The organism is Pseudothioclava arenosa, from assembly GCF_002358085.1.
GTDB lineage: Bacteria > Pseudomonadota > Alphaproteobacteria > Rhodobacterales > Rhodobacteraceae > Pseudothioclava > Pseudothioclava arenosa.
In genome coordinates this window covers 142,473-154,528 of the sequence record NZ_NTJD01000005.1, presented here as the reverse complement: position 1 = coordinate 154,528, position 12,056 = coordinate 142,473, and the positions used below count along the sequence as shown (strand labels likewise).

Annotated in this window: 12 protein-coding genes; 4 read left to right on the top strand and 8 right to left on the bottom strand. The window is 64.2% G+C overall.

Annotation, left to right across the window (positions count from 1 at the left end; genetic code table 11):
- Positions 1-51 precede the first annotated feature (51 nt).
- The 3 genes from CLN94_RS08445 to CLN94_RS08435 all read right to left on the bottom strand — a co-directional run bounded on the left by CLN94_RS08445 (position 52) and on the right by CLN94_RS08435 (position 3,736).
- Entirely contained in the window at positions 52-849 is a 798-nt protein-coding gene (locus tag CLN94_RS08445) for a 3'(2'),5'-bisphosphate nucleotidase CysQ (RefSeq protein WP_096433147.1), read from the bottom strand.
- The gene (locus tag CLN94_RS08440; protein ID WP_096433145.1) at positions 836-2,185 is read right to left on the bottom strand and encodes a TldD/PmbA family protein; all 1,350 of its coding nucleotides are present in this window, start codon (positions 2,183-2,185) and stop codon (positions 836-838) included. The genes CLN94_RS08445 and CLN94_RS08440 overlap by 14 nt, the downstream gene beginning before the upstream one ends.
- A gap of 63 nt (positions 2,186-2,248) precedes the next feature.
- Positions 2,249-3,736 (bottom strand): DUF2125 domain-containing protein, encoded by a 1,488-nt coding sequence (locus tag CLN94_RS08435; protein ID WP_096433143.1) that lies wholly within the window; start codon positions 3,734-3,736, stop codon positions 2,249-2,251.
- A gap of 107 nt (positions 3,737-3,843) precedes the next feature.
- Between CLN94_RS08435 and CLN94_RS08430 the strand changes: the two genes are divergently transcribed.
- On the top strand, positions 3,844-4,455 hold the full coding sequence (locus CLN94_RS08430; RefSeq protein WP_096433141.1) for an enoyl-CoA hydratase/isomerase family protein: 612 nt from the start codon (positions 3,844-3,846) through the stop codon (positions 4,453-4,455).
- A 53-nt stretch (positions 4,456-4,508) separates the two neighbouring features.
- Here CLN94_RS08430 and CLN94_RS08425 read toward each other — a convergent pair whose 3' ends face one another.
- Both CLN94_RS08425 and ahcY read right to left on the bottom strand, forming a co-directional pair.
- On the bottom strand, positions 4,509-4,850 hold the full coding sequence (locus CLN94_RS08425) for a DUF2853 family protein (RefSeq protein WP_096433139.1): 342 nt from the start codon (positions 4,848-4,850) through the stop codon (positions 4,509-4,511).
- Between the two features lie 189 nt (positions 4,851-5,039).
- A complete protein-coding gene (ahcY, locus tag CLN94_RS08420; protein WP_096433137.1) occupies positions 5,040-6,431 on the bottom strand; it encodes an adenosylhomocysteinase in 1,392 nt (463 codons plus the stop codon).
- Between the two features lie 137 nt (positions 6,432-6,568).
- Between ahcY and CLN94_RS08415 the strand changes: the two genes are divergently transcribed.
- On the top strand, positions 6,569-7,165 hold the full coding sequence (locus tag CLN94_RS08415) for an HD domain-containing protein (protein ID WP_096433135.1): 597 nt from the start codon (positions 6,569-6,571) through the stop codon (positions 7,163-7,165).
- A 24-nt stretch (positions 7,166-7,189) separates the two neighbouring features.
- Here CLN94_RS08415 and CLN94_RS08410 read toward each other — a convergent pair whose 3' ends face one another.
- From CLN94_RS08410 to CLN94_RS08400, 3 genes are all read right to left on the bottom strand, one after another.
- Positions 7,190-7,498: an H-NS histone family protein gene (locus CLN94_RS08410; RefSeq protein WP_096433133.1), complete on the bottom strand. Its 309-nt coding sequence runs from the start codon at positions 7,496-7,498 to the stop codon at positions 7,190-7,192.
- A 90-nt stretch (positions 7,499-7,588) separates the two neighbouring features.
- Positions 7,589-8,143, bottom strand: a complete 555-nt coding sequence (locus CLN94_RS08405; RefSeq protein WP_096433131.1) for an ActR/PrrA/RegA family redox response regulator transcription factor — start codon at positions 8,141-8,143, stop codon at positions 7,589-7,591.
- A 29-nt stretch (positions 8,144-8,172) separates the two neighbouring features.
- The gene (locus tag CLN94_RS08400) at positions 8,173-8,838 is read right to left on the bottom strand and encodes an SCO family protein (protein WP_096433129.1); all 666 of its coding nucleotides are present in this window, start codon (positions 8,836-8,838) and stop codon (positions 8,173-8,175) included.
- A gap of 136 nt (positions 8,839-8,974) precedes the next feature.
- Here CLN94_RS08400 and regB point away from each other — a divergent pair, with 136 nt between their 5' ends.
- Entirely contained in the window at positions 8,975-10,333 is a 1,359-nt protein-coding gene (regB, locus tag CLN94_RS08395) for a sensor histidine kinase RegB (protein ID WP_096433127.1), read from the top strand.
- Positions 10,334-10,430: 97 nt separating this feature from the next.
- Positions 10,431-12,029 carry a PAS-domain containing protein gene (locus CLN94_RS08390; RefSeq protein WP_096433125.1) on the top strand — a complete coding sequence of 533 codons (1,599 nt, stop codon included), beginning with the start codon at positions 10,431-10,433 and terminating at the stop codon, positions 12,027-12,029.
- Positions 12,030-12,056 lie beyond the last annotated feature (27 nt).

Sequence of the window (12,056 nt, the reverse complement as noted above, 5' to 3'; positions counted from 1 at the left end):
CATCGGGTCCTCCTTGAGCCCAGAGATAACCCTCGGGGCGGTGAGGGCAAGTCACATCGGCCAGGGCCGCAGCTTGTCGAGGAAATCCGCATGCAGCTTGGGGTTGGCCACCAGAAGCCCGTTCGATTGCGGATGCGGGTTGTTGAAGCGCAGGGCCGCGCCGAGCCGGTCCGTCGCCAGGAGGCCCGCGCGCTGGGCGATCAGGCTGGCGGCGGCAGTATCCCACTCCCAGGCAGGGCGCAGCGACATCGTCGCGTCGAACCGCCCCTCGGCGACAAGGCAAAGCCGCCAGGCCAACGAGGGGCGGAACCCGCGCCGATAATCCGGCACCGGGCCGCGCCAATGCGACGGGTCTTCGGTCAGCTTCGTGGTCAGCACCGAAGAGCCCTGCACCTGATGCGCGGTTCCGGGCACGAGGGGCGTGCCATTGAGCCGTGCGACATCGTCGCGATGCGCGCTGTAGGTCAGGCCCAGAACCGGCAGATGCACGACACCGGCGATGATTTCGCCGCCCTCGGCCAATGCGATGGCATGGGCGAAACTGCCTTCTTCGTTCAGAAAGGCGCGGGTGCCGTCGATCGGGTCGACGATGAACACGCGCTTGCGCGTCAGCCGCGAGGGATTGTCGGCGCTTTCCTCGGAGAGCCAGCCGTAATCGGGGCGCGCCCCGCGCAGCTGCGCTTCGATCAACTCGTTTACCGCCAGATCCGCCTCGGACACCGGCCCGGCGCCATCGGCCTTGTCCCAGGCGGTGGGGCGGTTCTTCCAGTAGCGCAGCGCCAGATCGCCCGCGGCCTTCGCCGCGCTTTCCAGCAGGCTCAGTTCTTGTGCGAAATCATTCCCCGGCAAGCGTGAGCCCTTCGATCAGAAGCGAGGGAACGAGGTGGCTCAGATGCGGGCGCGCGTCATTGGCGGGGATGATCCGCGTGAGCATGTCGCGCAGGTTGCCCGCCAGCGTGCATTCGTTGACCGGATAGCGGATCTCGCCGTTTTCGACCCAGAAGCCCGAGGCGCCGCGCGAATAATCACCGGTGGTCGGGTTGATCGTGGCGCCGATGAACGAGGTCACCAGGAGCCCGGTGCCCATCTCGGCCAGCAGATCGGCGCGGGTTTGCGTGCCCGGCGTCAGCGTGACATTGCCCGCACCCGGCGAGGGCGGGGCCGAGGTGCCGCGCCCGGCATTCGCGGTGCTGGGCAAGCCCAGCTTGCGCCCGGTCGCAAGGTCCAGCGTCCAGCCCTTCAGCATGCCGTTCTCGACGATGGCGCGCCGCGCGGTCGGTAGGCCTTCGCCATCGAAGGGGCGCGAGCCCGAGATCCGCGCGCGATGCGGATCCTCGATCAGCGAGAGCCCTTCGGGCAGGACCTGTTCGCCCATTGCGTCGCGCAGCCAGCTGGCGCCGCGCGCGATTGCGGTGCCGTTGATCGCGGCCAGAAGATGCCCGATCAGGCTGCCCGAAATTCGCTCGTCGAAGACGACCGGGTAGGCGCCGGTTTTCGGGCGGCGGGGATTGGCGCGTTCGACCGCGCGTTCTCCGGCCAGCGTGCCGATGCTGCGGGCGTCGGGCAGGTCGGCCTGGAAGATGCGCGACTCGGCGGACCAGTCGCGCTCCATCCCGAGGCCTACGCCCGAGATCGCCACCACCGAGATCGAGCGCGAGCTGCGCCCGTAGCCGCCGGAAAACCCGTTGCTGGCCGCCAGATGCAGGCGGCGGCGCGAATAGGAGGCCGAGGCCGATTGCGCCTGCGATACGCCGGAGACGGCCAGCGCCGCGGCCTCGGCTTCGCGCGCGTCGCGTTCGAGATCGGCCGCGGCCGGGTCGGGTGAGAGGTCTTCAAGCTCAAGCGCGGCGACATCCCAGTCACGCGCGAGCTGATCGGGGTCGGCCAGGCCGATGTAAGGGTCTTCGGGGGCCTCGCGGGCCATCGCCACCGCGCGTTCGGCCATGTCGTCGATGGTACGCGACGAGGTATCCGAGGCCGAAACGCAGGCCTGACGCTTGCCGATCAGTACGCGCAGCCCGATTTCCACGCCCTCGGCCCGCTCGGCCTGTTCCAGCGCACCGCCGCGCACGTCGATCGACACAGCTTGCCCGTCGATCGACATCGCATCCGCCGCCTCCGCACCCGCGCGTTTCGCGGCGGCCAGGAGGGCGTCGGTCAGGTCGGAAAGGCGCGTGTCGGTCATGGGTCTTCCTGAATGAAACCGGCCGCCCGGAAGCTCCGGACGGCCGATAAGGCTTGGGTCTCTTTACTGGATGCGCTGGCCGTTGGCGAGCACTTCGCCGCCTTCCTTGAACTCGATCGTCGAGGTGACTTCATCCTCGCCGACCGGGACGGCATAGAGCCCCATCATCATCCGCGCGAACATCGCCTGGTCCTCGGGCAGCAGGCCCATCGCGGTCAGCGTGCCCATCAGCCCGTTGGCACCAGCAAGACGCAGGTCGATCTTGCCCACCGGCATCGGCATGCCCATCGCGTTGTCGAAGCTCAGCGCGCCATTGCCGGTCAGCTCGGCGCCGGCCAGGTCAAGACGCAGCGCGTTGATATCGAGCTGCTCGACCTGGATCGGCGGCACCGGCATCTGCGCGGCTTCCGGCGAGAACAGGTTCATCATGGCGCGGCCCTTGCCGCTCAGGTCGATGACCAGCGTCGCCGGATCGCGCGGCAGTTGCTGCATCGGGTCGAACAGCGCCCAAAGCTCGTCCGAGACGACCAGATCCGACATCACCAGTTTGCCGATCAGCGGCTGCGACTCATCCGAGGGGCCGACCGGCATCGCGAAGTCAAACTCGCTCGAGGCCATCTTGGCCGAAACCGGCATCGGCAGCGTGGCGATATTCGCGTCGATCTTGAGCCCGGCACCGGTGCCCGCATAGCGCAGCGACTGGCCGGACATCTCGAATTTCACCGTGCCGGAATCGGTCAGCGACGACATCTCGACCGGGCCATCGGGGCTGTCGGCGGTGATCTTGCCCGTCGATTTGCCATAGCCGAAGTCGACCAGGAATTGCGCGCCGCCAGCGAGCGCTGCGCCCATATCCTGCATGTTGATGCCGTCCGGGATCACCGCGTTCGAAGCATAGCTCATGTCGGAGAAGTCGAATTCCATCGCGAAGGTGCCGCCGGTTTCGGGATCGGCGCCAGAGGCGGTCATCCGCATCCCGCCCAAGGTCGCCTGCGAGACGATGGTCTGGCCGTTGGCCTCGGTCACGTCATAGGTGCCCTTGCCGCCGGTCATCGACATCCAGACCTTCACGGGCACCGCCTCGGCGTCGCCCATCACGGTCTGGTCCAGCTCGGCCACGAATTCCGGCATGGTGAAGGCGTAGTTCAGAGCTTCGGGCGCACCCGAGACGATCAGCATCATATCGGCCTGCCGCATCGCGATATTCATCTTGAGCGGCGCCTGCTCGGGCACTTCCGTAATTGCGGTGCCCAGCATTTCTTCCGAGAAGCTGACTTCGACGGTGCCCGACCCGGTTTCGCGCATCGCGATCTCGGGGATCGTGATATCAAAGCTCGAACCTTCGACCGCGCTGCGCATCACGACGCCCTTGGCGGTCAGCGTATCGCCGCTCTCGTCCAGGGCTTCGGTGCTTACGGTGTAGCCATAGGCCTCATATTGCTTGATCCAGGCCTGCCAGACCTGCTCGGCCGAAACATCCGCCTGCGCCGCGCCCGCGCTGATCACGAAAGCAAGTGTCAGGCTGGCGCCGGGCAGTTTTTGGAAACACATATCAAACCCTTTCGGTGTCAAAACTGCCTCACCTTCTCGCCAGCGCTTGCAATGGTCAAGACTTGGCGCTCCTTTAGCACACGAGGAAATGAACAAAGGATGAGCGGATGATCCGAGTGGAAAAGGAGGACGGTCTGTGGACCGTCACCATCGATCGGGCCGACAAGGCGAACTCGCTGACAGGTGAAATGCTGCGCACGATTGCCGAGACCGCAGAGGCGGCCGCACGCGAGGGCGCGCGGGTCTTTGTGCTGCGCGGCGAGGGCAAGGTGTTTTCCGCCGGCGCGGATCTGGACGAGGCGCGCGCGGGGCTCGCGACGGATGGGGTTTGGGAGCGTCTTTCGGGCGCGATCGCGGCGCTGCCCTGCCTCACGATCGCGGCGCTGAACGGGACGCTTGCGGGGGGCGCGATGGGGATGGTGCTGGCCTGCGATCTGCGCATTGCGGTGCCCTCGGCCAAGTTCTTTTACCCGGTGATGAAGCTCGGTTTCCTGCCGCAGCCTTCGGACCCGAAACGGATGGCGGCGCTGGTCGGACCGGCGCGGGCCAAGATGATCCTGATGGCGGGGCAGAAGATCGAGGCCGAAGAGGCGCTGTCCTGGGGGCTGATAGACCGGATCGTCGCGCCCGAGGCCTTGAACGAAACCGTTATGACCCTCGCCGCGGATGCGCGCGGCGCGACGCCCGAACATGTCGCGGGCATCAAGGGTCTGATCTGAACGCAAATGCCCGGAGCCTTCGGCCCCGGGCATGATTGCGGCCTGGCAAAGGATCAGCCGTAGACGGCTTCTTTGCCGAAATGCTTGGTCAGCATGTAATAGACCACGGCGCGGTATTTATTGCGCTCCGAGCGGCCATAGGTTTCCACGACGCTGTCGATCGCATCCATCAGTTCGGGGCCGTCCGCGAGGCCGAGCTTCTTCACGAGGAAATTGTTTTTCACCGTTTCCAGCTCGGATTTGTCCGAGGCCGCGACGGTTTCGGCATCCGCGTTGTAGATCGCCGGGCCGCAGCCGATGGTGACCTTGGTCAGCAGGTCCATATCCGGCTCCATGCCGCATTTGTTTTTCAGATCGTCGGCATATTTGGCGATCAACTCGTCACGTTTTCCCATGGTTTTTCCTACCCGTTGTTTCCGTCCGGCCGATCAATGGCCGTCACGCCCGGGATGCTAAGACGAAGCCTTGCACCAACCAAGGGAAAATTTCCCCGGTTTTTCCACTTGCGGCGGTTATTCGCAGGCCCGCAACGCAAAACGGGCGGAGGCCGCGCCCCCGCCCGTCAAATGCCGTAGCGGCAAGTATTAGTAGCGGTAGTGATCCGCCTTGAACGGGCCTTCGACGGTGACGCCGATATACTCCGCCTGATCGGGGCGCAGCGTGGTCAGCTTGACGCCGATCTTGGCCAGATGCAGGCGCGCGACCTTTTCATCGAGATGCTTGGGCAGGATGTAGACGCCGGGCTGATACTCGTCGCCCTTGGTCCACAGCTCGAGCTGCGCCAGCACCTGGTTGGTGAACGAGGCCGACATCACGAAGCTCGGGTGGCCGGTGGCGTTGCCGAGGTTCAGCAGGCGGCCCTCGGACAAGAGGATGATCCGCGCGCCCGAGGGCATCTCGATCATATCCACCTGGTCCTTGATGTTGGTCCATTTGTGGTTTTTCAGCGCGGCGACCTGAATCTCGTTGTCGAAATGGCCGATGTTGCCGACGATCGCCATGTCCTTCATCTCGCGCATATGCTCGATGCGGATCACGTCCTTGTTGCCGGTGGTGGTGATGAAGATGTCGGCGCTGTCGACCACGTCTTCGAGCACGACGACCTCGAACCCGTCCATCGCCGCTTGCAGCGCGCAGATCGGGTCGACCTCGGTCACCTTCACGCGGGCGCCCGCGCCGCGCAGCGAGGCGGCCGAGCCCTTGCCCACATCGCCATAGCCGCAGACCACGGCGACCTTGCCGGCCATCATAACGTCGGTTGCGCGGCGGATGCCGTCAACGAGCGATTCTTTGCAGCCGTATTTGTTGTCGAATTTCGACTTGGTGACGGAATCGTTCACGTTGATCGCCGGGAAGGGCAGGAGGCCCTTCTTGTGCAGGTCGTAAAGACGGTGCACGCCGGTGGTGGTTTCCTCGGAAACGCCCTTGATCGCGTCGCGTTGCTTGGTGAACCAGCCGGGGGTTTCGGCAAGGCGCTTCTTGATCTGGTTGAAGAGGCAGACCTCTTCCTCGCTGGTCGGCACTTCGATCAGGCCGGTTTCGCCCGCTTCGACGCGCGCGCCCAGCAGGATATACAGCGTCGCATCCCCGCCATCGTCGAGGATCATGTTGCAGGTGCCTTCCTCGAACTGGAAAATCTTGTCGGTATAGGCCCAGTAGTCTTCGAGCGTCTCGCCCTTGATCGCAAAGACCGGGGTGCCGCCCGCAGCGATCGCCGCCGCCGCGTGGTCCTGCGTCGAGAAGATGTTGCACGAGGCCCAGCGCACATCGGCGCCCAGCGCCTTCAGCGTCTCGATCAGAACGGCGGTCTGCACGGTCATGTGCAGCGACCCCGCGATACGGGCGCCTTTCAGGGGTTTTGCGCTGCCATACTCTTCACGCAGAGCCATCAGACCGGGCATTTCGGTTTCCGCGATATCCAGTTCCTTGCGGCCATAATCCGCAAGCGCGATATCCTTGATGATGTAATCGGCCATGCCGTGCTCCTAACCTTTATTTTGCGGGCTCTTTAGCACCGGCTTCCGCTTGCGGCAATGCAATGCCGCAGCCCATCGTTTACAGAGCGGGCCGGTTCGGGTAGCCCGATCCGCGGAACTGACCTGACGGAGGCAAAATGGCGCGCGCGTGGCAAAGGATGCTCTCGGGGCGGCGGCTGGACCTGCTGGACCCGACCCCTCTGGATGTCGAGGTCGAGGACATCGCGCATGGGCTGGCGTTTGTGGCGCGCTGGAACGGACAGACGCTGGGCGATTTTCCCTATTCGGTGGCCGAGCATTCGCTGTTCGTCGAACAGATCTTCGCGCGGCAGAATCCGGGCATCGGGGCGCGCTGGAAGCTGGCCGCGCTGCTGCATGACGCGCCCGAATATGTGCTGGGGGACATGATTTCGCCGGTGAAGGCCACGATCGGCGCTGGCTATGGCGAGCTGGACCGGCGACTGACGGCGGCGGTGCATCTGCGCTTTGGTCTGCCTGCGGTGCTGCCCGCGCCGATCAAGAAGGCGATCAAGTCGGCGGATATCGTTTCGGCGCGGCTTGAGGCCGAGCAGCTCGCCGGGTTTTCCAAATCCGAGGCCGACAAGCTCTTTGGCAAGATCGACCCGGCGGTGACGCGCGGGTTGAAAATCCGCCTGCGTCCGGCGCCCGAGGTGCGCGCCGAATATACCGCGCGCCATGATGCGTTGCTGGCCGAGATCGCGGCGGAAAAATAAAAGGCCGGTTGCCCGGCCTTTTACTCAGATCTTCAGATCGTCGAGCGATTTACCCGCGTCCAGCGCCGCCTGCACCCAAAGCGGCTTGCGCCCGCGCCCGGTCCAGGTTTGCGACGTATCCGCCGGATTGGCGTATTTCGGCGCGGCGGGCTTGCGCTTTTTCACCGCCGACAGCCCGGCAAGCTCGCTCAGGGAATACCCCATTTCGCGGGCTTTTTCTTCAAGCTGCTGGGCGGCTTCTTTTTTCTTGCGCTCTTCGAAAGAGGCAATCGCGTGATCGACGCGGTTGCGCAGGGCTTTCAGTTCAGCAAGCGAGAGGGTCTCAAGATCCATTTCTGCCTCCGGAATAAATATTCCGCAGGAATAGGTCGGGTGTTTTAAAAAAATACAACCCCGACCAATGAATACCTGTGCAAAAGGATATTATCTCGGGCTGCGTTTAGCCAAAATCCGCTGAAGCGTGCGGCGGTGCATATTCAGGCGCCGGGCGGTTTCCGAGACGTTGCGGTCGCAAAGCTCGTAGACCCGCTGGATATGTTCCCAACGCACGCGATCCGCACTCATCGGGTTTTCCGGCGGCGGCGGCAGGTCTTCTCCGCGCGCCAGCAGCGCGTTGGTGATGTCGGTCGCGTCGGCGGGCTTCGACAGATAATCGGTCGCACCCATTTTCACCGCCGCCACAGCAGTAGCAATCGCACCATAGCCGGTCAGCACGACGATCCGCGCATCGGGGCGGCGCTGGCGCAGCAATTCGACCACATCAAGGCCGTTGCCGTCTTCAAGCCGCAGGTCGATTACCGCATAGGCGGGCGCGTCCGATTGCGCGATCGCCTTTCCGGCGGCGACGGTTTCCGCGGTGACGGGCTTGAAGCCGCGCTTTTCCATCGCCCGCGCGAGGCGGCTCAGGAACGGCACATCGTCATCGACGAGCAGCAGGGAAGGATCCGAGCCCAGATCGAGTTTTTCTTCTTCGGCCATGTTTGCTCCTCCTTGATCGGTGCCGCGCGTTACTGCGCCCCTCCCGGTTGGGTTGTCTTCCAGGCGTCGACGAAACAGGCGACGCGATCGGCCATGTCTTCGGGCGTCACGTCGCGGTTGAAAAATTCGACGAAGCCGGTGTCGGGAAACACCAGATAGGTCTGGGTCGAGTGGTCGATGAGCGTGTAGGGGTCGCTCGGGTCCTGCACCTTGAAATAGGTGCGATAGGCTTTCGAGGCGGCCTTGATCTGCTCTTCGCTGCCCGAAAGGCCGATCATGCGCGGATGCATGATATCGGTGAACTCGGCCAGAAGCTCGGGCGTGTCGCGAGCGCTGTCGACCGAGATGAACACCGGGGTCACATCATAGCCGCGGTCATCCAGCAGATAGACGGCCTCGGCGTTGCGCGTGCTGTCGAGCGGGCAGACATCGGGGCAATAGGTATAGCCGAAATACAATAGCGACGGCTTGGTGATGACGTCTTTCTCGGTCACGGTCGCGCCGGTTTCCGACACCAGTTCAAAGGCGCCGCCGATCGCGCCGGCACCGCTCACCACGCCCTGGCGGCATTGCGCGAAAACATCGGTGCTTTCGGGCTGCGCCTGCTGCGAATTCGTCGCGAGCCACATCACTCCCAAACCGGCGACGACGGCAGTCGCGGCGATGATCGCGTAGGTCCGAGTTGTGATGGCCATCCAAGCGTCCTGTATTCGTCTTTGCGTTTCGTCTCTCTGAGTGTCTAATATCGCTTTACGAGGCAGTAAACCTGACACTGAGATTTATCTTTTGTCAAAAGAGCAAGAACAAGACTTTGCGACAGATCAAACGCTGATGGTTGCGCATCACGATTGGGTGAGGCTGCGCACGCTGATCTTTTTGCGCTGGACGGCAGTTCTGGGGCAGTTGGGCGCGATTGCGGTGGCGGTGCTCTATTATCGGATCGCGCTGGATCTGCCGCTGTGCCTCGCGACGGTCGGGGCTTCGGCGGCGGCGAACCTTGTCGCGATCTATCACTTCCCGGAGAACAAGCGCCTGACGCAGACCGAAGCGGCGGCGATGCTGTTGTTCGATACCGCGCAACTGGCGCTGTTGCTGATGCTGACGGGGGGGATGAACAACCCCTTCGCGCTGCTGATCCTCGTGCCGGTGACGATTGCGGCGACCGCGCTTGAACGGAAGCCGACGCTGATGCTGGGCGCGGCGACGATCGGCATGATCACCCTGACCGCGATCTACGCCGAGCCGCTGCGGTTGATGAGCGGCGAAACCATCGGCATCCCGCCGATCCTCGAATTCGGTGCCTGGCTGGCGATTGTGATCGGGGTGGCGTTTCTGGGCGGCTATGCGCACCGCATCGCGCATGAAATTCACACCATGTCGGATGCGCTGGTGGCGACGCAGATGGCGCTCGCGCGGGAACAGAAGCTTACCGATCTTGGCGGCGTGGTGGCCGCCGCCGCGCACGAGCTGGGCACGCCGCTGGCGACGATCAAGCTGGTCTCCTCGGAGCTGGCCGATGAGCTGGATGACCGACCCGAGCTGCGCGAAGACGCCGAGCTGATCCGTCAGCAGGCTGACCGTTGCCGCGATATCCTTCACTCGATGGGCCGGGCCGGCAAGGACGACCTGCACCTGCGCAGCGCGCCGGTTCTTGCGGTGCTGCGCGAGGCGGCCGAGCCGCATCTGGATCGCGGCAAGGCAATTTATTTCGACGCGATGCCCTCGACCGGCGGCTCGGACCGGCAGCCCACGATCCATCGCTACCCCGAGGTGATCCATGCGCTGCGGAACTTCATCCAGAACGCCGTGGATTTCGCCTTCAGCACAGTCTGGGTCGAGGCGGAATGGGACGATCAATTTCTGACGGTGCGGGTCAGTGACGATGGCAAGGGCTATGCGCCCTCGGTGATCCATCGCATCGGCGACCCGTTCCTGCACAACCGCCCCTCGGCCTCCGAGCGATCCCAGCGGCCCGGATACGAAGGCATGGGGTTGGGGCTGTTCATCGCCAAGACGCTGGCCGAACGCACCGGCGCGCGGGTGAGCTTTGCCAATGGCACCGCGCCCTATGTGCGCAACGCCGAGCATCCGCGCCGCTCGGGCGCGGTGATCGAGGTGACCTGGCCGGTGCAGCGGATTCTGGCGCCTTCCAGCGAAGCTCTGGGCGAAAACCTCCCGTTCAAGGCCTGAAAGCCCGTGAATTAACGAAAACCAGGTGGTGCTTAACGGCGCATTAACCTTTCTTGCCCACCGTGATCCCCGGGACAGGTAACAAGGCTGCATCGTCATGGATCACTGGATTCAGGCCGCTCTTATTGCATTTACCTCGGTTTTCGCCGCGGTGGTCGCCCTGATTGCGATCTCTTTCATCACGGGTCAGCGTCTGCGTCCGGCGCTCAAGGCGAGCCCGGTGCCCGAGGTTGAACAGACGGTGTTCCTGTTCGACGATCAGGATCTGGTCGACGCCACGGTTCCGGCGCGCAAACTGCTGGAGGCGGTGCTGCTGGCTGGGTCCGATTGGGCCCGGCTCGCTGCGTTCCTCGGGCCGCGGCTTGACGATTTTCCGGGGCGCATGGCCGCCTTGAGCGCCGAAGGCCGGATCGAGATGACGGGCCGAAGCGAAGACGGTGATCGCGCCCCGATCCGCCTGATCGCCGAAGATGTCGCGGGGCTGGCGCGGCTGACCTTGGTCGATCCCTCCGCCGAGGGGCGCGGGGTTCTGGTCGATGGCCTTTCGATGCGCGCGATCGAGGATGAACTGGATCTTTTGCGCGACACGCTCGATCACGCGCCGACGCTGGTCTGGCGCGAGGATGCTTCGGGTGAGGTCAGCTGGGCGAACCGGGCCTATATCCTGCAGTCGGGCGCGCTCGATCATGCTGAAGAGACCCTGATCTGGCCTTTGCCCAAGATATTCCCTCTCGCGCAGGAAGGTGCACCGGGCGCGCCGCGCCGCGCGCGTGTCGATGACGGTTCGGACGAGGGGCGCTGGTTCGATTGCTACGCCTATCCTTACACCAAGGGCACGCTGCATTTCGCGCTCTCGGCGGATTCGGCCGTGCGCGCCGAAAAAACCCTGCGCGACTTCGTTCAGACCCTGACCAAGACCTTCGCCGACCTGCCGATCGGCCTTGCGGTGTTTGACCGGCAGCGGCAGTTGCAGCTGTTCAACCCCGCGCTGCTCGACCTGACGCAGCTTGGCCCCGAGTTCCTGTCGGCGCGCCCGACGCTTTACGCCTTTCTCGACCGGCTGCGCGAGGCGCGCATGGTCCCCGAACCCAAGGATTACCGTAGCTGGCGGCTGCAGATGACCGAGCTTGAGAAAGCCTCGGCGGCAGGGTTCCACACCGAAACTTGGAGCCTTCCCAGCGGGCAGACCTATCGCGTGACCGGGCGCCCGCACCCCAATGGCGCGGTGGCCTTCCTGTTCGAGGATATTTCCTCCGAGATTGCTCTGACGCGGCGGTTCCGGGCCGAGCTTGAGCTGTCGCATCGTGTGTTCGATCTGCTGCCTGACGGGGTTGCCGTGTTTCAGGCCTCAGGAGAGCTGGCGATGTCTAACGCCGCCTTCGCCAAACTCTGGGGAGTTGAGCCGGATTCGAGCCTTGGGCGCTTCACCTTCGCGGATGCGACGCGGATCTGGCAAGACCAATGCCGCCCCGATCCGACCTGGGCGAAAATGCGTGACTTCGCCAACAGGATCGGGGTCGCCACCGCGATTTCGGGCCGTGTCGAGATGCGCACCGGGCAGTCCCTTGGTTATGAAATGTCAGGCCTGCCCGGCGGTGCTGTCATGGTGCGTTTCTGGCCCGTGCAGGCGGAGAGCATGGCGCACAAGCCGACACTGGAGCATGCCCAAACCCGTCCCGGACTGCCGGCGGAGTGATCGCGTCTTGCGGCGGGCAGGCGGGGC

Coding starts and splice junctions, on each gene's coding strand:
- regB (WP_096433127.1), top strand. CDS start 8,975: ATGGTTGCGCATCACGATTGGGTGAGGCTGCGCACGCTGATCTTTTTG.
- CLN94_RS08430 (WP_096433141.1), top strand. CDS start 3,844: ATGATCCGAGTGGAAAAGGAGGACGGTCTGTGGACCGTCACCATCGAT.
- CLN94_RS08410 (WP_096433133.1), bottom strand. CDS start 7,498: ATGGATCTTGAGACCCTCTCGCTTGCTGAACTGAAAGCCCTGCGCAAC.
- CLN94_RS08425 (WP_096433139.1), bottom strand. CDS start 4,850: ATGGGAAAACGTGACGAGTTGATCGCCAAATATGCCGACGATCTGAAA.
- CLN94_RS08400 (WP_096433129.1), bottom strand. CDS start 8,838: ATGGCCATCACAACTCGGACCTACGCGATCATCGCCGCGACTGCCGTC.
- CLN94_RS08435 (WP_096433143.1), bottom strand. CDS start 3,736: ATGTGTTTCCAAAAACTGCCCGGCGCCAGCCTGACACTTGCTTTCGTG.
- CLN94_RS08415 (WP_096433135.1), top strand. CDS start 6,569: ATGGCGCGCGCGTGGCAAAGGATGCTCTCGGGGCGGCGGCTGGACCTG.
- ahcY (WP_096433137.1), bottom strand. CDS start 6,431: ATGGCCGATTACATCATCAAGGATATCGCGCTTGCGGATTATGGCCGC.
- CLN94_RS08390 (WP_096433125.1), top strand. CDS start 10,431: ATGGATCACTGGATTCAGGCCGCTCTTATTGCATTTACCTCGGTTTTC.
- CLN94_RS08440 (WP_096433145.1), bottom strand. CDS start 2,185: ATGACCGACACGCGCCTTTCCGACCTGACCGACGCCCTCCTGGCCGCC.
- CLN94_RS08405 (WP_096433131.1), bottom strand. CDS start 8,143: ATGGCCGAAGAAGAAAAACTCGATCTGGGCTCGGATCCTTCCCTGCTG.